This window comes from Streptomyces sp. NPDC004647, assembly GCF_040609575.1.
Lineage (GTDB): Bacteria > Actinomycetota > Actinomycetes > Streptomycetales > Streptomycetaceae > Streptomyces.
Window position 1 is genome coordinate 59,765 of sequence record NZ_JBEXKU010000022.1, and the last position, 19,421, is coordinate 79,185.

Sequence of the window (19,421 nt, forward strand, 5' to 3'; positions counted from 1 at the left end):
GCCCCTGGGTCCGACCGCTGCCGAGCTCGGGGCACGACGGCCCTCGGGCCGGGTGCGCGGCCCGAGGGGCGGCCGGTGGGAGCCCGGGCGCGACCTCCCGAGGCTGTGGGCGCCGGGGTGGGCCGTACGCTGGCCGGGTGACGAACCCGGAAGCCGAGCAGACGGAGCCCCGGACCGGTCCGCAGACCGGCCCCCAGCCCGACCCCCAGGCCGCCGCCGGTCCGCAGGCGGACGCCGGCCCCGAGGCGGATGCCGGCCCCGAGGCGGATGCCGCCCCGCGGCCGGAAGACCGCCTGGAGCAGGCGGTGCGCGGTGCCGAACAGGCGCTGATCGAGTTCGAGATCGCCGTGGAGACCTTCCGGATCGAGGTGGAGAACTTCTCCCGGCTGCACCACCAGCGGCTCGGGCCGATGTACACGCGGCTCGACGAGTTGGACGCGCTGATCGCCGAGGCCGTAGCGGTGCGGACCGGCGACCCCGAGGACGTCCGCAAGGCGCGTGAGGCCCGTGGGCTGGTACTGCCGATGCCGCAGGTGGAGGAGTTGTTCAACGGCTGGATCGACTCGGAGGGCCTGTCGCCCGAGGCGGCCGCGATGCTCACCGAGCGGCCGGTACAGCCGCCGCGCCGTGTGCGGCCGAGCGAGGACAGCCGCCGGGTGTATCGCGAGCTGGTCCGCAAGGCGCACCCCGACCTGGCGCGGGACGAGGCGGAGCGGGAGCGGCGCAGCGCGTTCATCGTGCGGGTGAACGAGGCATACGCGGCCGGGAACCTGGACCAGCTGCGGGCGCTGGCGGACGAATGGGCAGCCGGGCCGCGGAGCGAGGAGCAGCGGCCGAGCCGGAGCGAGGAGCTGTACGCCCGGCTGGAGTGGCTGGCCGACCGCAAGGAAATGCTGGCAGCGGCCGCTGCGGAGCTGGAGTCGAGCGCGATCGGGGCGATGCTGAAGATGGCTCCGGAGGATCCTGACGCGCTGCTCGAGGAGATCGCCGAGCAACTGCTGGCGCAGGTCTCCGAGCGGGAGGCCCGGTTGGCGGAGCTGGTTGGGTAACGTGCTCAGGAAAGCCGCGCCGCCCGTGCTCCTTACGCTGCCCGGCCTGCCCGAGACCGAGAGAGGCTGACCCCCATGCACTTCGCCCCGCTGCCCGCGGTGGACGCCACAGCGGTACCGTCCGACGGTTTCCTGCTGGACGTCCGAGAGAACGACGAGTGGGCGGCCGGTCACGCCGAGGGCGCGCTGCACCTGCCGATGGGCCAGGTCGTGGCCCGGTTCGGTGAGCTGACCGAGGCGGTCGGCGACGGCCGCCGGGTGCATGTGGTGTGCCGGGTCGGCGGGCGGTCGGCGCAGGTCGCGCAGTATCTGATCGGGCAGGGACTGGATGCGGTGAACGTCGATGGCGGGATGCTCGGCTGGGAGGCCGCCGGCCGTCCGCTGGTCGCCGAGGGCGGGGACCAGGCCTTCGTCCTCTAGGTGTATTGCCCATGAGCGTTGTTGACACTAGCGGGACTTGATCAACGGCGAAGGCCTCCTTCGTGTCCCACCGGGTGCTCACCCCAGGGGGTGGGCGGCCCAACGGCGAAGGCCTCCTTCGTGTCCCACCGGGTGCTCACCCCAGGGGGTGGGCGGCGAGCAGATCGCCCAGTGCTTCCTCATGGGCGGCGGCCGGACCGAGTGACAGCTCCAGCTGCTTGGCCCACGCGTGGTAGCGGTGCAACGGATAGTTGGTGTCCGCGCCGAAGCCGCCGTGCAGATGCTGCGCGGTCTGTACGACCCTGCGAACCCCCTCCGAAGCCCAGATCTTTGCCACGGCCATGTCTCCGGCGGGCGGGAGCGGGCCGCCGGCCCCGGTGTCACCGCCTTGGGATGCGGCGAGCCGCCAGGCGGCCTGCCAGAGGGTGACCTCCATGGCACGCAGGTCGGTGTAGCGGTCCGCGGCCTGGACGGCGACTGCCTGGAAGGTGGCCACCGGGAAGCCGAACTGCTCGCGCTTGCTGGTGTATTCACTGGTCATGCCGAGCACGCCCTGGCCGAGGCCGAGCGCGAGCGCGCAGGTCCCGGTGGCGAGCAGAGCACGCAGCCACTCCCAGGCGCCGTCCTCGGTCAGTACGTCGCGGGCGGGAAGCCGTACGGCGTCGAGCCGGACCTCGGCGTACCGCTCGCCGTTGGTGGACACCTGGTCGGCGAGGGCTACGCCGTCGTGGCCGCGGGGTACGAGCGCGAGCACCGTGTGGCCGCCATCGGTGCGGGAGGGGACCACTACGAGGTCGGCCGTCTGGGCCCACGGGACCGCCGTCTGTACGCCGTCCAGGATCCAGCCGTCGCCGTCCTGCCGGGCCTCGACGGCGAGTTCGGCCGGGTCGTGACCGGTGCGGCCGTTCGAGGCCACGGTCAGGACGAGCTCGCCGCGTCCGACCTTCGGAAGCAGGTCGTCGCAGAGTTCGGCTCCGGCATGCGCCCGAAGGGTGAGGGCTGCCGCGCCCGTCTCCAGCAGCGGTACCCGGGCCAGCACCTTCGCAGACTCGCGCAGTACGAGGCAGAGCGCGACCGGGTCGAGGCCCGCCCCGCCGTGCCGGGGGTCGAGGACGAGGCTCAGCAGATCCGCCCTCGCGAGCCTGTGCCACAGTGGCCGGTCGAAGTCCTCGGAGACCGCGCCCGGGGCGAGCGCCGGGCTGGGCACGCTGTCGGGCGCGACCCCGGAGAAGACCGCCTTCGCCGCCTCGACGGCTGCCTGCTGCTCTTCGGTGAAGGTGAAGTCCACTGCCCGTCCTCCCGCGCGCCGCAATGTTCTGACGAGGCGTCAAGGTAGAACAGGTTGCAGGAATTGGGAATGGTGCCGACAGGCCGGGGTTTCAGCGGTCGAAGTCCAACTCCACCTCTTCGGTGACGGGGTGGGACTGGCACGCCAGCACATAGCCCGCCCCGACCTCCTCCTGCTCCAGTGCGAAGTTCCGGTCCATCCGCACCTCGCCAGACACGAGGAACGCCCTGCAGGTCCCGCACACTCCGCCCTTGCAGGCATACGGCGCGTCGGCGCGGTTGCGCAGCACCGCGTCCAGCAGCGACTCACCGTCCTTGACCGGCCAGCTGCCGGACCGGCCGTCGAGCGTCGCGGTCACCGCGCTGCGGGCCGGAGCCGGGACCGGAAGGGACGGGGCGGAGGCGCCGTCGTCCACATGGAAGATCTCCTGGTGTACACGGTCGCGCGGCACACCCAGGGCATGCAGAGCCCGTTCCGCACCCTGCACCAGCCCGTACGGTCCGCACAGGAACCAGCCGTCCACCGCCGTCACCGGCAGCAGAGCGGGAAGCAGCTCGGTGAGCCGCGCCTCGTCGAGCCGCCCGGACGGCAGCCCGGCTTGCTGCTCCTCGCGGGAAAGGACATGCACCAGCTGGAACCGGTCGGGATAGCGGTCCTTGAGATCGGCGACCTCTTCCACGAACATCGTCGAGGCCGCGGTGCGGTCGCTGCGGATCAGGCAGAAGTGGGCGTCCGGCTCCCGGCCGAGAAGCGTCGATGCGATCGACAGCACGGGCGTGATGCCGCTGCCGCCGACCACGGCCACGAAGTGCCCCGGCTTCGGTTCGAGCACGAACCGCCCGGCGGGTGCCATCACCTCCACGGTGTGACCGACGGCCAGCTCCTTGAGGGCGAACGTGGAGAACTCCCCGCCCTCGACCATCCGCACCCCCACCCGCAGCGTGCTGGGGCCGTCAGGGTCCACAGCGGGCCCGCAGATGGAGTAGGTACGGCGGATCTCCGAGCCGTCCACGCTCCGACGGCGCAGCGCGAGATGCTGCCCCGGCGCGTAGCGGTAGGTCCCGCGCAGCTCGGGCGGCACGGCGAAGGACACGGCAACCGAATCGTCGGTCAGCCGGTCGACCTCCGCCACCCGCAGCGGATGGAACGCCCCATGGCGGGCGGCCGGAGTCTGGCGAGCCATCTACAACTCCTTGAAGTGGTCGAACGGTTCGCGGCACGACTCGCAGCGGCGCAGTGCCTTGCACGCGGTGGAGGAGAAACGGCTCAAGAGCTTGGTGTCGGTCGACCCGCAGTGCGGGCACCGCACCGACAGCTCCACCGCCACGGGGCCGCTCGGGCCCCCGGGACGCGGCGGCGCGATGCCGAATTCCTCGAGCTTGCGGCGGCCTTCGGCGCTGATGGCGTCCGTGGTCCAGGGCGGGGAGAGGACCGTACGCACGGTGACCTCGGGTACGCCGTGCTCGTGCAGTACCCGTTCGATGTCGGCGGCCATCGACTCGATCGCGGGGCAGCCGGTGTAGGTCGGGGTCAGCTCGACCTGGACCCGGCCGGGACCCAGGACCTCCAGCCCGCGCAGCACGCCCAGCTCCTCCAGGGTGAGCACGGGTAGCTCCGGGTCCGGCACCGAGCCCGCCAGCCTTCGGAGTTCGTCCTCCAGGATCGTGGTCACCATGTCGCTCCGGGGTGGCTGCGGTGCAGATGCTGCATCTCGGCGAGCATCGGGCCGAAGGGCTCGGTGTGCAGGCCCTGACGGCCCGCCCCCGCCGTCCAAGCCCCGCGCCGGGGCCCGGCGGGTACCGCCAGGGCGGCCCGCTCCAGCAGAGAGGTCACGGACGCCAGCCAGTGGTCGTCCAGCGCCTCCCAGTCCACCGCCACTCCGTCGACGGGCTGGAACAGCTCCCCGGTGAACCGCCACAGCTCATCGAGCCCACGCTGCATCCGGGCGTGGCTCTCGTCCGTGCCGTCGCCCAGCCGCAGCGTCCAGTGCTCGGCGTGGTCCCGGTGGTAGGCGACCTCCTTGACCGCCTTGGCCGCCAGCGGCGCGAAGACACTGTCGTCCAGCGCCGCCAACTGCCCGTACAGCAGCTCCTGGTAGGTGGAGAAGTAGAGCTGGCGGGCGATGGTCTGCGCGAAGTCGCCGTTCGGCTGCTCGACCAACTGCACATTCCGGAAGGCGCGCTCCTCGCGGAGGTAGGCGAGCTCGTCCTCCTCACCCACCATGGAGAGCAGCACCCGGGCATGGCCGAGCAGGTCGAGCGCGATATTGGCGAGTGCGACGTCCTCCTCGAGCACAGGAGCCCGCCCGGCCCACTCCCCCAGCCGGTGGGAGAGCACGAGCGCGTCATCGCCGAGAGCCAGCGCTGCGGTCACAGGTGCTGCACCCCTTCCGGGATGTCGTAGAAGGTGGGGTGGCGGTAGGGCTTGTCGGCGGCAGACTCGAAGAACGGGTCCTTCTCGTCCGGGGACGAGGCGGTGACCGCGGCGGAGGGCACTACCCAGATCGACACTCCCTCGGCCCGCCGGGTGTACAGGTCACGGGCATTGCGCAGCGCCATCTCGGCGTCCGGCGCGTGCAGACTCCCGGCATGGATGTGCGACAGGCCGCGCCTGCTCCGCACGAACACCTCCCACAAGGGCCAGTCGGTGCCGCCGGTCCCGCTCATGCCTTCACCTCTCCACGCTTCTCGCCGTGCTTCGCGGCGAAGGCCGCCGCTGCCTCGCGCACCCAGGCGCCTTCCTCGTGCGCCTGCCGGCGCCGGCTGATCCGCTGTTCGTTGCAGGGGCCATTGCCGCGGAGCACCTCGCGGAACTCGTTCCAGTCGATGGCCCCGAAGTCGTAGTGCTCCCGCTCCTCGTTCCACACCAGCTCAGGGTCGGGAAGTGTCAGTCCGAGGGTCTCGGCCTGAGGGACGCAGATGTCCACGAAGCGCTGCCGCAGCTCATCGTTGGAGTGCCGCTTGATCTTCCAGGCCATGGACTGCGCGGAGTGGGCGGACTCGTCGTCAGGCGGGCCGAACATCATCAGCGACGGCCACCACCAGCGGTCCACCGCGTCCTGCGCCATCGCGTGCTGCGCCTCTGTGCCGCGGCTGAGGGTGAGCAGCAGCTCGTACCCCTGCCGCTGGTGGAAGGACTCCTCCTTGCAGATCCGCACCATGGCGCGGGCGTACGGCCCGTACGAGCAACGGCAGAGCGGGACTTGGTTGGTGATCGCCGCGCCGTCCACGAGCCAGCCGATGGCGCCAACGTCGGCCCAGGTCAGCGAGGGGTAGTTGAAGATCGAGGAGTATTTCTGGCGGCCGGTGTGCAGTCTGTCGAGGAGCTCGTCGCGACCCGTGCCCAAGGTTTCGGCAGCGCTGTAGAGGTACAGCCCGTGGCCTGCCTCGTCCTGCACCTTGGCCATCAGGATCGCCTTCCGCCGCAGCGACGGGGCACGGGTGATCCAGTTCGCCTCCGGCTGCATGCCGATGATCTCCGAGTGGGCGTGCTGGGCGATCTGGCGCACCAACGATGCCCGGTACTCGTCCGGCATCCAGTCGCGCGGCTCGATCCGCTCGTCTGCCGCCACTGCCGAGTCGAACGCCGCCGCGTACGCCTCGGCGCCCGCGCTCTCGACCGCTACCACCGTTGTCACCAGGCGCCCCTCTCTCCCGACGGAGCCCGACGAAGCCCAACGAAGCCCGAGGAGCCCCACCGCACCTCATCCGCACCGATCAACCGACCGACCGATCGTTCGGTTCAATGGTGGGGTGGAGGGTCATAGGGTGTCAAGGCTGTGGATAACTCCGTGAGCGCTGTGCCCGGTGGGCGCTCTGAGTACCGTTCCTCGGAGATCCGGGGAATCGGGAGGGCGGGAATGGAGCGTCACGAGGACGGGACGGCGGTGTCAGGCGGTGTCGCCGCACTGTCGCTGCCCTCGCGAATAGCCGTCGCGGTGGCGGTCGCGGTCGTCGGGGTCACCGCCGCAGTACATATGGCGATGGTCTTTCTGCACCTCGCACCGTCCAACACGATCACCAAGCAGCACGGCACGGTGATCGACGACTACATATATCCGGAGTTCGAGCAGAACTGGAAGCTTTTCGCTCCCAATCCGCTCCAGCAGAACATCGCCGTGCAGGCTCGCGCGGAGATCCGTACGTCGGACGGCGGGACTGCGACCACGGGCTGGACCGACCTCTCCGCCCAGGACGGGGAGGGCATCCGCCACAACCTCTTCCCAAGCCACATCCAGCAGAACGAGCTCCGCCGGGCCTGGGACTTCTTCTCCGGCTCCCATGACGCCGAGAACCGGCCGAACGGCCTGCGCGGCCATCTCTCCGAGCAGTACGTCCGGCGGATCGTGATGCTCCGCCTCGGCCCGGAGGAGGACGGCGGCGCGGTGGAGCGAGTGCAGGTGCGTTCCGCCACCAGCCCCGTCAAGCCTCCCCCGTGGAGCGACGAGAAGACCGACACCAAGACCGCCTACCGCGTGCTGCCGTGGTGGACGGTCACCGGCGCGGACCTCCCGGCGGGGTCCGGAAAGCCGGAGAACGGGGGAGGGCGGAACCAGTGACCTCCACGTCCATCTCCCGCGGGACGGAGCGCGGCCTCGCCCAGGGTCTCGCCCGGGTCACCGGCCGCGCTCTGGGCCCCTACCAGAGCGCCGTGGTCCGGATCGGCTTCTCCTTCACGTGGCTGTTCTTCCTGCTCCGCGAGTGGCCGCACCGTCGCGAGCTGTACGGTCCCGACGGCCCGTGGAACCTGGACATGGCCCGCCGGATGATCGACGGGAACGGCGCCTTCACCACGCTCATGTGGTCCGACAGCGGCGCCTGGTTCGAGTTCGTCTACGTCTGCGCCATCGCCGCCGCCGTCCTGCTGCTGCTCGGCTGGCGCACCCGCACCATGTCCGTGCTCTTCATGGTCGGGGTGCTCTCGGTGCAGAACCGCAGCATCTTCATGGGCGACGGTGGCGACAACGTCATCCATCTGATGGCGGTCTACCTCGTTCTCACGCGCTGCGGCCAGGTCTGGTCGCTGGATGCGCGGCGGCGTGAACGGTCCCGAGCCGGTTGCGGAACCGGTGCCCGGGACACCACCGGCGTCGTCCTGTGGTCGGTCCTCGGCACCGCCCTGGCCGCCGCCACCTTCCTGGACCGGCTGAGCTGGGGCTGGGCGCTGGTCTTCTGGGGCATGTGGACCATCCACGGTGTGTGGTGGGCGGTGCGCCGCTACGCCCGTGAGGAGAACCCCGCCACGCGGGAGGCGGCCACCGTCCTGGATGTCGTCGCCAACATCGTGCACAACGGCGCCCTGCTGGTGATCATGGCCGAGGTGTGCCTGATCTACGCGACCGCCGGCTGGTACAAGGTCCAGGGCTCGCGCTGGCAGGACGGCACCGCGCTCTACTACCCGATGCATCTGGACTACTTCTCGCCCTGGCCCGCGCTCTCCGACCTGCTCGGCAGCAGCGGCGTGCTGGTCATGCTGATCACCTACGGCACGGTGATCGTCCAGGTCGCCTTCCCCTTCACGCTCTTCAACCGCCGGGTCAAGAACGTCCTGCTCGCGCTGATGATGCTCGAGCACCTGGGGATTGCGGTCGCCCTCGGGCTGCCCTTCTTCTCACTCGCCATGATCGCCGCGGACGCGGTCTTCCTGCCGACCCGCTTTCTCCGCTGGGTCGGCGGCTGGGCCGGACGCCTCCGGTTCCGCCGGCCGGCCCGTGCGCTCCGGAAACCCGGGGAAAGCGGCAGTGCGCAGCCGGACCGTACCCTCGTCGGGTGAGCAGCGAGAGCATCGAGACCATCCAGTACGACGACGGCTACGGGTCGGCCGAGGTCGGCGTCGGCCCGCATCCCCTGCCGTGGCCCCAGGACGGCCGCTACGATCCCGAGCTGCTCGAACACGGCGACCGCCGCAATGTCGTCGACCGCTACCGCTACTGGACCCGCGAGGCGATCGTCGCCGACCTCGACATCCGGCGCCACGACTTCCATGTGGCCGTGGAGAACTGGGGCCATGACTTCAACATCGGCTCCGTCGTGCGCACCGCCAACGCCTTCCTGGCGAAGGAGATCCATATCGTCGGGCGGCGGCGCTGGAACCGGCGCGGTGCCATGGTCACCGACCGCTACCAGCATGTGCGTCACCACCCCGACACCGCGGACCTGACCGCGTGGGCGGCCGCCGAGGAGCTGCCGATCATCGGGATCGACAACCTCCCCGGTGCCGTCCCGCTGGAGACCACCGAGCTGCCGCGGCGCTGCGTGCTGCTGTTCGGACAGGAGGGGCCCGGGCTGACCGAGGAGGCGCGGGCGCACGCCGCCATGGTGTGCTCGATCGCGCAATTCGGCTCCACCCGCTCGATCAACGCGGGCGCGGCGGCCGCCATCGCCATGCACGCCTGGGTCGGCCGCCACGCCCGCATCGAGAGCCCGTAGCCCGGCTCAAGCAACCGCCGGATCAGGCCGGGCGGCGCACCTCGACCGTACGGAAGCGGTTCGCCACGAACGCTCCGTCGCACAGTGCGGCGTTCGCCGACGGGTTGCCGCCGGAGCCGTGGAAGTCCGAGAAGGCGGCTGTCTGGTTGACGTACACCCCGCCCGTCAGATTCAGCGACAGCTGGGCGCACTCCTCCAGGCAGGCCTCCTCGACCAGCTGCTCGACCTCCGGCGAGGTCGTGTACGCCCCGACCGTCATCGCTCCCTTTTCCCGGACCGTACGGCGCAGCAGCGCGACCGCGTCCGCCGCCGAGTCCACCGCCACCGCGAAGGACACCGGCCCGAAGCACTCCGACATGTAGGTCGCCTCGGCGTCCGCCCCGTCCTCCCAGTATTTCCGCGCCCCGTCCAGCTTGACGATGACCGGCGTACGGACCGTGGCGTCGGGGAAGTCGGGGTGCGGCACCGCTCGGGATGCCAGAGCGACCTCGCCGAGCCCGGGAGCGGCCTCGACGCGCTCCCGCACCTGCGGATTGACGATCGCCCCCAGCAGCGCGTTCGCCCGCGCGTCATCGCCCAGCAGGCCCTGCACCGCAGCCGCCAGGTCGCTCACGAACTCGTCGAAGGACTTGTGCCCGGCGTCCGTGCCGATGCCCTCGCGCGGGACCAGGAGGTTCTGCGGGGTGGTGCACATCTGGCCGCTGTAGAGCGACAGTGAGAAGGCCAGGTTGCCGAGCATGCCCCGGTAGTCGTCGGTCGAGTCGACGACCACGGTGTTGACGCCGGCCTTCTCCGTGAACACCTGTGCCTGCCGGGCGTTGGCCTCGAGCCAGTCGCCGAAGGCGGTCGAACCGGTGTAGTCGATGATGCGGATCTCGGGGCGCACGGCCAGGGTCTTGGCCAGTCCCTCGCCGGGCCGCTCGGCCGCCAGGGCGACGAGGTCGGGGTCGAAGCCCGCCTCGGCGAGTACCTCGCGGGCGACCGCGACGGTCAGCGCGAGGGGGAGTACGGCCCGGGGGTGCGGCTTGACGAGCACCGCGTTGCCGGTGGCCAGGGAGGCGAACAGACCCGGGTAACTGTTCCAGGTGGGGAAGGTGTTGCAGCCGATCAGCAAGGAGATGCCGCGCGGCACGGGGGTGAATGCCTTGCGGAGGTTCAGCGGGTCGCGCTTGCCCTGCGGCTTGGACCAGTCGGCCGCCTCCGGGGTGCGGACCTGCTCCACATACGCGTACGCGACCGCCTCCATGCCGCGGTCCTGGGCGTGCGGCCCGCCCGCCTGGAAGGCCATCATGAACGCCTGGCCGCTGGTGTGCATGACAGCGTGCGCGAACTCATGGGTCCGGGCGCTGATCCGGGAGAGGATCTCCAGACACACCATGGCGCGCGTCTCGGGACCGGCCTCCCGCCATCCGGGCATCGCCGCGCGCATCGCCGGAAGCAGCACATCCACATCCGGGTGCGGATACTCCACGCCGAGCTCCGGGCCGTACGGCGAGACCTCGCCGCCCACCCAGTCGTCGGTGCCGGTCTGGTCGAGGCCCAGACGCTTGCCCCGGAGGGCTTCGAAGGCGGCCTGGCCGTCTCCGGCGGCGGTCTCCCCGTAGGCCTTCGGATGCTCCGGGTGCGGCGACCAGTACGCGCGCGTGCGGATCGCCTCCAGCGCCTGGTCGAGAGTGGGACGGTGCTTCTCGACCAGCTGGAGAGCGGTGAGATCGGGGGCCATGGCTGACCAACTCCTCGTTGAGCTGGGCTGGGAACGACTACCAGAGTCCGGGGGGCCGGGGTGTCCCCCCGGGAGATACTGTAACCGAACGATCGGTCGGGACAAGGGGGCCTTGCGGACTCTGCCCGCACCCCCGGGGACACTCCCCCTTACCGGCCCACGGCCCATCGGGGAGGATCTCCACCATGACCGCAATCGACCCGGCCGGCACCGTCGCCGTCGTCGGCACCGGCACCATGGGCCAGGGGATCGCCCAGGTCGCGCTGGTCGCCGGGCACCCGGTGAAGCTGTACGACGTGGCACCCGGCCGGGCGGCGACGGCCGCCGACGCGATCACGGCGCGGCTCGACCGGCTGGTCGAGAAGGGCAGGCTCACGGCCCCCGAACGCGATGCGGCCCGCGGCCGGCTCCACCCGGTCACCGAGCTCGCGGGCGTGGCGGACGTGGACCTCGTCATCGAGGCCGTCCTCGAGGAGCTCGGCGCCAAGCAGCAGCTGTTCACGGCCCTCGAGACGGTCGTCTCCGAGCACTGCCTGTTCGCCACGAACACCTCGTCCCTGCCCGTCACCGCTGTCGCGGGCGCGCTCATCCACCCCGGTCGCCTCGTCGGCCTGCACTTCTTCAACCCGGCGCCACTGCTGCCGCTCGTGGAAGTGGTGAGCGGCTTCGCCACGGACGAGGAAGCGGCCACGCGCGCGTACGACACGGCCGCCGCCTGGGGGAAGACGCCGGTCCGCTGCGCCGACACCCCCGGGTTCATCGTCAACCGCATCGCGCGGCCGTTCTATGCCGAAGCCTTCCGGCTGTACGAGGAGCGGGCCTCCGACCCCGCCACCATCGACGCCGTGCTGCGCGAGTCCGGCGGCTTCCGGATGGGTCCGTTCGAACTGACCGATCTGATCGGCCAGGACGTCAACGAGGCCGTGACCCGCTCCGTATGGGAGTCCTTCTTCCAGGACCCGAAGTTCACGCCCTCGATGGCCCAGCGGCGGCTCGTGGAAGCGGGGCTGCACGGGCGCAAGTCGGGCCGGGGCTGGTTCGGCTACGGCGAGGGCGCTCAGCGGCCGGAACCGCACACAGCGGCGCCGTGCGAGGCCCCGGCCGGGGTCGGGGTGCACGGAGACCTGGGCCCGGCCGCCGTCCTGCCCGAACTGATGGCCGAAGCGGGCATCAAGGTGAACCGGGACCGTACGCCCCTCCTGTCCGAGGGATTCATCGCGCTGCCGGACGGGACACGGCTCACGCTGACCGACGGTTCGGCCGCCACAACCGATCTGTCCAGCATGTACGTCCGATTCGACCTGGCGCTGGACTACCGATCGGCGACCCGCATCGCACTGGCGCCCTCCGACGCCCTGCCCCCCGAGTCACTGCGGGCCGCCGTCGGGCTGTTCCAGGCGCTCGGCAAACAGGTCAGCGTGATCGATGATGTCCCCGGCATGATCGTCGCCCGGACCGTGGCGATGCTCGCCGACGTCGCCGCCGACGCGGCGGCCCGCGGGGTGGCGGAGCCGGAGGACATCGACACCGCCATGCGGCTCGGCGTGAACTACCCGCGTGGCCCGTTGGAGTGGGCGAGCGAGCTCGGGGCCGCATGGGTGCGCAGCATCCTGTGGGGCCTGCACGACGCGTACCCCACCGGCCGGTACGCCCCCTCCCAGCGCGTCCTCCGCCGTGCGGTCGCCGAACGAGAGCTGCTGTAATCATGACCATGGCCAAGCGCGACACCTACACGCCCGAATCGCTGCTCGCGGTCGCCGTCGAGGTGTTCAACGAACGCGGCTACGACGGCACCTCCATGGAGCACCTCTCCCGGGCCGCCGGTATCTCCAAGTCGTCGATCTACCACCACGTCCGTGGCAAGGAGGAACTGCTGCGGCTTGCGATAGCCCGCGCCCTGGACGGGCTGTTCGGGATCCTCGAGGAGCAGGGCGCCGGGGAGGGCCGTGCCATCGACCGGCTCGAGTACGTGACGCGGCGCACCGCCGAGGTGCTGATGGCCGAGCTGCCGTACGTCACGCTGCTGCTCAGGGTGCGCGGCAACACCGGCACCGAGCGGTGGGCGATGGCCCGCCGCCGTGAGTTCGACCAGCAGGTGGCCGAGCTGCTGGCGCAGGCCGCGGCCGACGGGGATCTGCGGGGCGATGTGGACGTCCGGCTCGCCACACGACTGCTCTTCGGCATGATCAACTCAATTGTGGAGTGGTACCGGCCGCACGGCGGCCACTCGCACGGCCGTGACGAGGACGTCGCGGACGGGGTCGTACGGATGGCGTTCGCGGGTCTGCGCACCACCTAGCGCCATCCGGTGCCATCTGGCCCAAGCCCCAAGCCCCAAGCCCCAAGCCCCAAGCCCTCCTAGCCCTCCTGGCCCTCGGGCCAGAGGTCCGTCTCCTCGAACACCAGCAGGGTGCGGGTGCTCAGCACCTCCGGGATCGACTGGATACGGGTCAGGACGAGTTCCCGCAGCGCCCGGTTGTCCTCGGTGTGCACCATCAGCAGGACATCGAAGTCGCCGCTGACCAGGGCGATGTGCGCGGCTCCCGGCAATTCCTGGAGCTGCTCGCGCACCGTGCGCCAGGAGTTCTGCACGATCTTCAGGGTGATGTACGCGGAGGCGCCCTGGCCTGCCCGTTCCTGGTCGATGCGGGCGCTGAAACCGCGGATCACACCGTCCTCGATGAGCCGGTTGATCCGTGCGTAGGCGTTGGCGCGCGAGACGTGCACCCGTTCGGCGACGGAACGTATCGAGGCGCGGCCGTCCGTGCGGAGCATGTTCAGGATGGCGCGGTCGATGGCGTCGAGGGGACGCGGTGGCGGAGTGCGGCCCTCTTCGGCCATCCGTTCAGCTGCCATCCCCCTGCGCCTCCCCGCTATGGACGTCCTGTCTTCATTCCAGGCTGTGGAGAACCGTTTGTCCACAGGCTGAGGCCGCCTGTAGCCAAAATGTGCGCGCGACCGAACAATCGGTAGGTGAGACGCACCACACCGCGTCCGCCGGAAAGCCCTGCCGTCCCCGGCCCACCGGCACACCCTGCCGACGGCCAGGGACGACTTCCAGGAGGTGCTCGATATGACGGTCCTCGAACAGCCCGGGTCGTACCACCCCGCCCCGCCGCCCTCCTGGCGGCCCCGTACCGACCCCGCGCCGCTGCTCCCCGACGCCGAGCCCTACCGCCTGCTGGGCACCCCCGCCGCCCGGAACGCGGATCCCGCACTGCTGAAGCGCCTCTACGCGGAGCTGGTGCGCGGCCGCCGCTACAACACGCAGGCGACCGCCCTCACCCGGCAGGGCCGGCTGGCCGTCTACCCCTCGAGCACCGGCCAGGAGGCCTGCCAGGTCGCCGCGGCCCTCGTCCTGCGGGAGCAGGACTGGCTCTTTCCCAGCTACCGCGACACCCTCGCGGCCGCCGCCCGTGGGCTGGACCCGGTACAGGCGCTCACCCTGCTGCGCGGCGACTGGCACACCGGCTACGACCCGCACGAGCACCGCGTCGCACCGCTGTGCACCCCGCTCGCCACCCAGCTCCCGCACGCTGTCGGCCTCGCGCACGCCGCCCGCCTCAAGGGCGACGACGTCGTCGCCCTCGCCCTGGTGGGCGACGGCGGCACCAGCGAGGGTGACTTCCACGAGGCGCTGAATTTCGCCGCCGTCTGGCAGGCCCCGGTCGTCTTCCTGGTCCAGAACAACGGCTTCGCGATCTCCGTGCCGCTCGCCAAGCAGACCGCCGCTCCCTCCATCGCCCACAAGGCGGTCGGCTACGGCATGCCCGGCCGGCTGGTCGACGGCAATGACGCGGCCGCGGTGCACGAGGTGCTGAGCGAGGCCATGCGGCGCGCCCGCAGCGGCGGCGGACCGACCCTTGTCGAGGCCGTCACGTACCGGATCGAGGCCCATACGAACGCGGACGACGCGACCCGCTACCGCACGGACTCCGAGGTCGAGGAGTGGCGCGAGCACGATCCGATAGCCCTGTTGGAGCGCGAGATGCGGGCCCAGGACCTGTTGGACGACGCGCTGGTACAGACCGCGCGCGACTCCGCCGAGCGGCTGGCCGCCGACCTGCGGACCCGTATGAACGAGGACCCGGTCCTGGATCCGATGGACCTGTTCGCGCACGTGTACGCCGAGCAGACCGCCCAACTGCGCGAGCAGGCCGAGCAGCTGCACGCCGAACTGGCCGCGACCGTGGAAGAGGAGGAGGGCGAGCAGTGACCAGCGCACCAGCCGCCGCAGAGCCGGGGACCGCCGTGCGCAAGCCCGCCACCATGGCGCAGGCCCTCGGGCGGGCGCTGCGCGACTCCATGGCCGAGGACCCGTCCGTGCACATCCTCGGCGAGGACGTCGGCACGCTCGGAGGGGTCTTCCGGGTCACGGACGGCCTCGCGAAGGAGTTCGGCGACGACCGCTGCACGGACACGCCGCTCGCGGAGGCCGGAATCCTGGGCACGGCGGTCGGGATGGCGATGTACGGGATGCGTCCCGTCGTCGAGATGCAGTTCGACGCCTTCGCCTATCCGGGGTTCGAGCAGCTGATCAGCCATGTCGCGCGGATGCGCAACCGCACGCGCGGCGCGATGCCGCTGCCCATCACCGTGCGGGTGCCGTACGGCGGCGGGATCGGCGGCGTCGAGCATCACAGCGACTCCTCCGAGGCGTACTACATGGCGACACCGGGGCTCCATGTCGTCACCCCCGCGACGGTCGCGGACGCGTACGGGCTGCTGCGGGCCGCGATCGCCTCCGACGACCCCGTGGTCTTCCTCGAACCGAAGCGCCTGTACTGGTCGAAGGCCGACTGGTCGCCGGCCGAACCCGAGGTGGTCGCGCCGATCGGGCGGGCCGTGGTCCGCCGTACGGGGCGCAGCGCCACCCTCATCAGCTACGGGCCGTCCGTGCCGGTGTGTCTGGAAGCGGCGGAGGCGGCGCAGGCCGAGGGCTGGGATCTGGAGGTGCTGGATCTGCGGAGCCTGGTGCCGTTCGACGACGAGGCGGTGTGCGCGTCGGTCCGGCGGACCGGGCGGGCGGTCGTGGTCCACGAGTCCACCGGTTTCGGCGGTCCCGGAGGGGAGATCGCCGCACGGGTGACCGAGCGGTGCTTCCACCATCTGGAGGCGCCGGTGCTCCGGGTCGCCGGATTCGACATCCCGTATCCGCCGCCGATGCTGGAGCGGCACCATCTGCCGGGAGTGGACCGCGTTCTCGACGCGGTGGCCCGGCTCCAGTGGGAGTCCGAGTGGACCCCGGGGGAGGCGAGTCGCTGATGGCCGTGGTGCGGGAGTTCTTGCTGCCGGATCTGGGCGAGGGGCTGACAGAGGCCGAAATCGTCCGCTGGCTGGTGCAGGTGGGCGATGTGGTCGCCGTCGACCAGCCGGTTGTGGAGGTCGAGACCGCGAAGGCGATGGTGGAGGTGCCGTGTCCCTACGGGGGCGTGGTGACCGCCCGCTTCGGGGAGGAAGGAACGGAACTGCCCGTCGGCGCACCGTTGTTGACGGTGGCGGTCGGAGCGGATTCGACGGCGCCGGACTCCGGCGGCGGAGCGCGGGCCGAGGGCGGGGACGGGGACGAGGGATCGGGGAACGTCCTGGTCGGCTACGGCACGGGTGCGCCTGCGGCGCGGCGCCGCAGGGTCCGCCCTGCGGGCGGCTTCTCCCGCCCGTCGACCTCGCATTCCGCGCCTGCTGCCGGGCCTGGGACACGAGCAGCCGGAGCGGACCAAGGTGCCGCTGCCGGGGCCGCGCCCGCGAACCATGCACCGACCGGGCAGGGCAGCAGCGGTGTTCAGGGGACGGCGGCCGGGCGTCGGTCCGCGCAGCCGGCCCGTCCGCTCGCCGCACCAGGAGAAGAGCGCGGTGGTTCCGGCCGCGGCAGTGGACCGGCGGCCGCAGAAGAGTCCGGGCGGCCGGTCCCCGGCTCCGGTGACGGGCCCGTGGCTGTGATTTCGCCGCTCGTGCGGCGGCTGGCCCGGGAGCACGGGATCGATCTGCGGGAAGTGCGGGGGTCCGGGCCCGAGGGGCTCATTCTGCGTGCGGACGTCGAGGGCGTCGCTCGGGCCGGTGCCCGCGGGGCATGGGCGGGCCACGGCGAGGAGGCCCCCTACGCTGCCGACGCCACGACAGGTCCCGCGCCGGCTCACCCCGCCGCCACCGGCGGCCCGCGGGCCCGCGAACTGGCCGGCGCGGAGCGCATCCCGCTGCGCGGTGTGCGCGGGGCCGTGGCGGAGAAGTTGTCGCGCAGCCGGCGGGAGATCCCGGACGCGACCTGCTGGGTGGATGCCGATGCCACCGAGCTGCTGGCCGCCCGGGCCGCGATGCAGCGGCTTCCCGGTGGGCAGCCCGCGGACCCCCGGTCCTCCGGTGTGCCCAAGGTGTCGCTGCTCGCGCTGCTGGCCCGTATCTGTACGGCCGCGCTCGCCCGCTACCCGGAGCTGAACTCCACCGTGGACACCGAGGCCCGCGAGGTCGTCCGGCTGCCTGCTGTGCACCTCGGATTCGCGGCGCAGACCGAGCGGGGCCTGGTCGTGCCCGTCGTACGGGACGCCCATGCCCGGAACGCGCTGGAGCTGACGGAGGAGTTCGCCCGTCTCACGGAGGCGGCGAGGACGGGTCGCCTGACGCCCGCCGACCTGACCGGCGGCACGTTCACGCTCAACAATTACGGCGTCTTCGGGGTCGACGGCTCCACGCCGATCATCAACCACCCCGAGGCGGCGATGCTCGGCGTCGGCCGAATTGTGCCGAAACCGTGGGTGCACCAGGGCGAGCTGGCCGTACGGAGGGTTGTGCAGCTGTCGTTCACTTTCGATCACCGGGTGTGCGACGGCGGCACGGCAGGCGGTTTCCTGCGCTACGTCGCCGATTGCGTCGAGCAACCGGCGGTGCTCCTGAGCACAGTGTGACGGGGCTTCCCGTCCCCCGGACTGCCCCGGCCATACTCGGTGCATGAATGCGCATGCGTACGACGCCGTGGTGCTGGCCGGAGGCGCCGCTAAGCGGCTGGGCGGAGCTGACAAGCCCGGGCTGCGGGTGGGCGGGCGGCCGCTCCTGGACCGGGTGCTCGGCGCGTGCGCGGATGCGACCGGGATCGTCGTCGTCGGTCGGCGACGGCCGACCGTACGGCCTGTGGGGTGGGCCCGTGAGGAGCCGCCGGGATCGGGCCCGCTGGCCGCCCTCGACGCGGGCCTGCGGCAGGTCACCGCTCCCGTAGTACTCGCGCTCTCCGCCGACCTGCCGTTTCTGTCGACAGGAACGGTGAAGGCGCTCCTCGCCGCCCTGAACAGCGGCGACGGGGGCGACGGGGGTGCCGTCGGCGACGGGAGTGCGGGCGGTGTCGGCGGTGCGGGCGGCGAGGCCGACGGGGACCGCTCGCGCACAAACAAGATCGAGGGGGTGATCCTGACCGATCGCGAGGGACGGGACCAGCCCCTTGTCGCCGCGTACCGCACCGAGCCGCTCCGCCGCGAACTCGCCCTGCTCGCCGCCGAGCACGGCAGCCTCGCTCACCTCCCCCTCCGGCTGCTCACGGCTGAACTCACCCTCCACCGCTTGTCCGGCCCCGACGACGAGGCGTCGTTCGACTGCGACACCTGGGGGGACGTTGCCGCGGCCCGGACCCGTATCAGGGAGCATGGGAACGTGCTGGACGAATGGATTGCCGCAGCCAAGGACGAACTGGGCATCGAGCTGGACGTCGACACCGGCGCCCTCCTCGACCTCGCCCGCGATGCCGCGCATGGTGTGGCCAGGCCCGCGGCGCCGCTGACCACCTTCCTGGTGGGATACGCGGCCGCCCGGGCGGGCGGGAGCTCTGCCGATGTGGCGGCCGCCGCCCGCAAGGCCGCTGCACTCGCCGAGCGCTGGGCCGAGGAGTCCGCCGAGGGCCCGGACGGCGGCCCGGGAAAGACCGGAGCATGACGGACCCCGCCGCGGACCGCGAGGCCGTCCCCATCGCCGACCGGGATGTCGAGCGCGAGCTGGACGAGGCACTGGCCATCGCCAACGACGGCCGGTTCGCACCGCGCCGGGCACACACGCCCGGCCCCGCGTCGCAGCCCGCGGAGAGCGGCGGCGGCAGCAGCAGCCGACGGAGCCGGGCGGAGCCCGGACCGCAGCGCCCCGGCACATCCGTCGGCCGTTCCGGCGGAGAAGCTGATGCGGAAGGGTCGCGAACCGGCCGGTCACATGGGGCCGGGGAGCGGCATGGTGTCACCGGTGCAAGCGGTGGCCACCTGGGCGCCGGCTCGGACGGCCCGGGCGACTGGGACGAGCGGGAGGGCGCCGAGGCTCAAGGCGCCGACCGGCCCTCCGGTCCGGGGCGGGGTCCTGGTGCCGACCAGCCCTTTGGTCCGGGGCGGGGTCCTGGTGCTGACCAGCCCTTTGGCCCGGGGCGGGGTCCTGGTGCTGACCAGCCTTTCGGTCCGGGGCGGGGTCCTGGTGCTGACCAGCCTTTCGGTCCGGGGCGGGGTCCTGGTGCTGACCAGCCTTTCGGTCCGGGGCGGGGTCCTGGTGCTGAC

The 19,421-nt window shown here is 71.7% G+C and carries 20 protein-coding genes; 12 read left to right on the top strand and 8 right to left on the bottom strand.

Features of this window, described 5'->3' with window-relative positions; translation table 11 throughout:
- Nucleotides 1-137: 137 nt before the first annotated feature.
- Together ABZW18_RS12625 and ABZW18_RS12630 are read left to right on the top strand one after the other, a co-directional pair.
- Nucleotides 138-1,049: a J domain-containing protein gene (locus tag ABZW18_RS12625; protein ID WP_356185977.1), complete on the top strand. Its 912-nt coding sequence runs from the start codon at nt 138-140 to the stop codon at nt 1,047-1,049.
- Between the two features lie 75 nt (nt 1,050-1,124).
- A complete protein-coding gene (locus tag ABZW18_RS12630; RefSeq protein ID WP_356185979.1) occupies nt 1,125-1,469 on the top strand; it encodes a rhodanese-like domain-containing protein in 345 nt (114 codons plus the stop codon).
- A 136-nt stretch (nt 1,470-1,605) separates the two neighbouring features.
- Here the strand turns inward: ABZW18_RS12630 and ABZW18_RS12635 are convergent, their stop codons facing one another.
- The 6 genes from ABZW18_RS12635 to paaA form a co-directional block, all read right to left on the bottom strand.
- On the bottom strand, nt 1,606-2,757 hold the full coding sequence (locus tag ABZW18_RS12635) for an acyl-CoA dehydrogenase family protein (protein ID WP_356185982.1): 1,152 nt from the start codon (nt 2,755-2,757) through the stop codon (nt 1,606-1,608).
- A 91-nt stretch (nt 2,758-2,848) separates the two neighbouring features.
- Nucleotides 2,849-3,940, bottom strand: coding sequence for a 1,2-phenylacetyl-CoA epoxidase subunit PaaE (gene paaE / locus ABZW18_RS12640; protein ID WP_356185985.1), 1,092 nt, complete (start codon nt 3,938-3,940; stop codon nt 2,849-2,851).
- Nucleotides 3,941-4,432 (bottom strand): 1,2-phenylacetyl-CoA epoxidase subunit PaaD, encoded by a 492-nt coding sequence (gene paaD / locus ABZW18_RS12645; protein WP_356185988.1) that lies wholly within the window; start codon nt 4,430-4,432, stop codon nt 3,941-3,943.
- Nucleotides 4,426-5,130, bottom strand: a complete 705-nt coding sequence (paaC, locus tag ABZW18_RS12650; RefSeq protein ID WP_356185991.1) for a 1,2-phenylacetyl-CoA epoxidase subunit PaaC — start codon at nt 5,128-5,130, stop codon at nt 4,426-4,428. Before paaC ends, paaD begins: the two co-directional genes overlap by 7 nt.
- Nucleotides 5,127-5,423 carry a 1,2-phenylacetyl-CoA epoxidase subunit PaaB gene (gene paaB, locus ABZW18_RS12655; protein WP_356185993.1) on the bottom strand — a complete coding sequence of 99 codons (297 nt, stop codon included), beginning with the start codon at nt 5,421-5,423 and terminating at the stop codon, nt 5,127-5,129. The genes paaC and paaB overlap by 4 nt, the downstream gene beginning before the upstream one ends.
- Entirely contained in the window at nt 5,420-6,394 is a 975-nt protein-coding gene (gene paaA / locus ABZW18_RS12660; protein ID WP_356185995.1) for a 1,2-phenylacetyl-CoA epoxidase subunit PaaA, read from the bottom strand. Before paaA ends, paaB begins: the two co-directional genes overlap by 4 nt.
- A 222-nt stretch (nt 6,395-6,616) precedes the next feature.
- On the opposite strand from paaA, the gene ABZW18_RS12665 reads away from it, so the two are divergent.
- Genes ABZW18_RS12665 through ABZW18_RS12675 form a run of 3 tightly spaced genes read left to right on the top strand, consistent with a single transcriptional unit; the run spans nt 6,617 to nt 9,185 of the window.
- Nucleotides 6,617-7,315, top strand: coding sequence for a DUF5819 family protein (locus ABZW18_RS12665; RefSeq protein WP_356185998.1), 699 nt, complete (start codon nt 6,617-6,619; stop codon nt 7,313-7,315).
- Nucleotides 7,312-8,529 carry an HTTM domain-containing protein gene (locus ABZW18_RS12670; protein ID WP_356186000.1) on the top strand — a complete coding sequence of 406 codons (1,218 nt, stop codon included), beginning with the start codon at nt 7,312-7,314 and terminating at the stop codon, nt 8,527-8,529. Before ABZW18_RS12665 ends, ABZW18_RS12670 begins: the two co-directional genes overlap by 4 nt.
- Nucleotides 8,526-9,185 (top strand): TrmH family RNA methyltransferase, encoded by a 660-nt coding sequence (locus tag ABZW18_RS12675; RefSeq protein WP_356186003.1) that lies wholly within the window; start codon nt 8,526-8,528, stop codon nt 9,183-9,185. The genes ABZW18_RS12670 and ABZW18_RS12675 overlap by 4 nt, the downstream gene beginning before the upstream one ends.
- A 22-nt stretch (nt 9,186-9,207) precedes the next feature.
- Here the strand turns inward: ABZW18_RS12675 and paaN are convergent, their stop codons facing one another.
- Nucleotides 9,208-10,908, bottom strand: a complete 1,701-nt coding sequence (gene paaN / locus ABZW18_RS12680; RefSeq protein ID WP_356186006.1) for a phenylacetic acid degradation protein PaaN — start codon at nt 10,906-10,908, stop codon at nt 9,208-9,210.
- 185 nt (nt 10,909-11,093) lie between these two features.
- On the opposite strand from paaN, the gene ABZW18_RS12685 reads away from it, so the two are divergent.
- Together ABZW18_RS12685 and ABZW18_RS12690 are read left to right on the top strand one after the other, a co-directional pair.
- Nucleotides 11,094-12,611, top strand: coding sequence for a 3-hydroxyacyl-CoA dehydrogenase (locus ABZW18_RS12685; protein ID WP_356186008.1), 1,518 nt, complete (start codon nt 11,094-11,096; stop codon nt 12,609-12,611).
- Between the two features lie 2 nt (nt 12,612-12,613).
- Nucleotides 12,614-13,207: a TetR/AcrR family transcriptional regulator gene (locus ABZW18_RS12690; RefSeq protein ID WP_356186010.1), complete on the top strand. Its 594-nt coding sequence runs from the start codon at nt 12,614-12,616 to the stop codon at nt 13,205-13,207.
- A 59-nt stretch (nt 13,208-13,266) separates the two neighbouring features.
- On the opposite strand, the gene ABZW18_RS12695 is transcribed toward ABZW18_RS12690, so the two are convergent.
- Nucleotides 13,267-13,764: an Lrp/AsnC family transcriptional regulator gene (locus tag ABZW18_RS12695; RefSeq protein WP_356186012.1), complete on the bottom strand. Its 498-nt coding sequence runs from the start codon at nt 13,762-13,764 to the stop codon at nt 13,267-13,269.
- A gap of 217 nt (nt 13,765-13,981) precedes the next feature.
- Here ABZW18_RS12695 and pdhA point away from each other — a divergent pair, with 217 nt between their 5' ends.
- The 5 genes from pdhA to ABZW18_RS12720 form a co-directional block, all read left to right on the top strand.
- The gene (gene pdhA / locus ABZW18_RS12700) at nt 13,982-15,124 is read left to right on the top strand and encodes a pyruvate dehydrogenase (acetyl-transferring) E1 component subunit alpha (protein ID WP_356186015.1); all 1,143 of its coding nucleotides are present in this window, start codon (nt 13,982-13,984) and stop codon (nt 15,122-15,124) included.
- Between the two features lie 53 nt (nt 15,125-15,177).
- Complete coding sequence (locus tag ABZW18_RS12705; RefSeq protein ID WP_356186058.1) at nt 15,178-16,173, top strand: alpha-ketoacid dehydrogenase subunit beta; 996 nt, start codon at nt 15,178-15,180, stop codon at nt 16,171-16,173.
- A complete protein-coding gene (locus ABZW18_RS12710) occupies nt 16,173-17,807 on the top strand; it encodes a dihydrolipoamide acetyltransferase family protein (RefSeq protein ID WP_356186060.1) in 1,635 nt (544 codons plus the stop codon). The genes ABZW18_RS12705 and ABZW18_RS12710 overlap by 1 nt, the downstream gene beginning before the upstream one ends.
- A 43-nt stretch (nt 17,808-17,850) precedes the next feature.
- Entirely contained in the window at nt 17,851-18,822 is a 972-nt protein-coding gene (locus ABZW18_RS12715) for a DUF6457 domain-containing protein (RefSeq protein WP_356186018.1), read from the top strand.
- Between the two features lie 411 nt (nt 18,823-19,233).
- Nucleotides 19,234-19,421: hypothetical protein (locus ABZW18_RS12720; RefSeq protein ID WP_356186021.1), on the top strand; the 188-nt coding region annotated here is incomplete at its 3' end.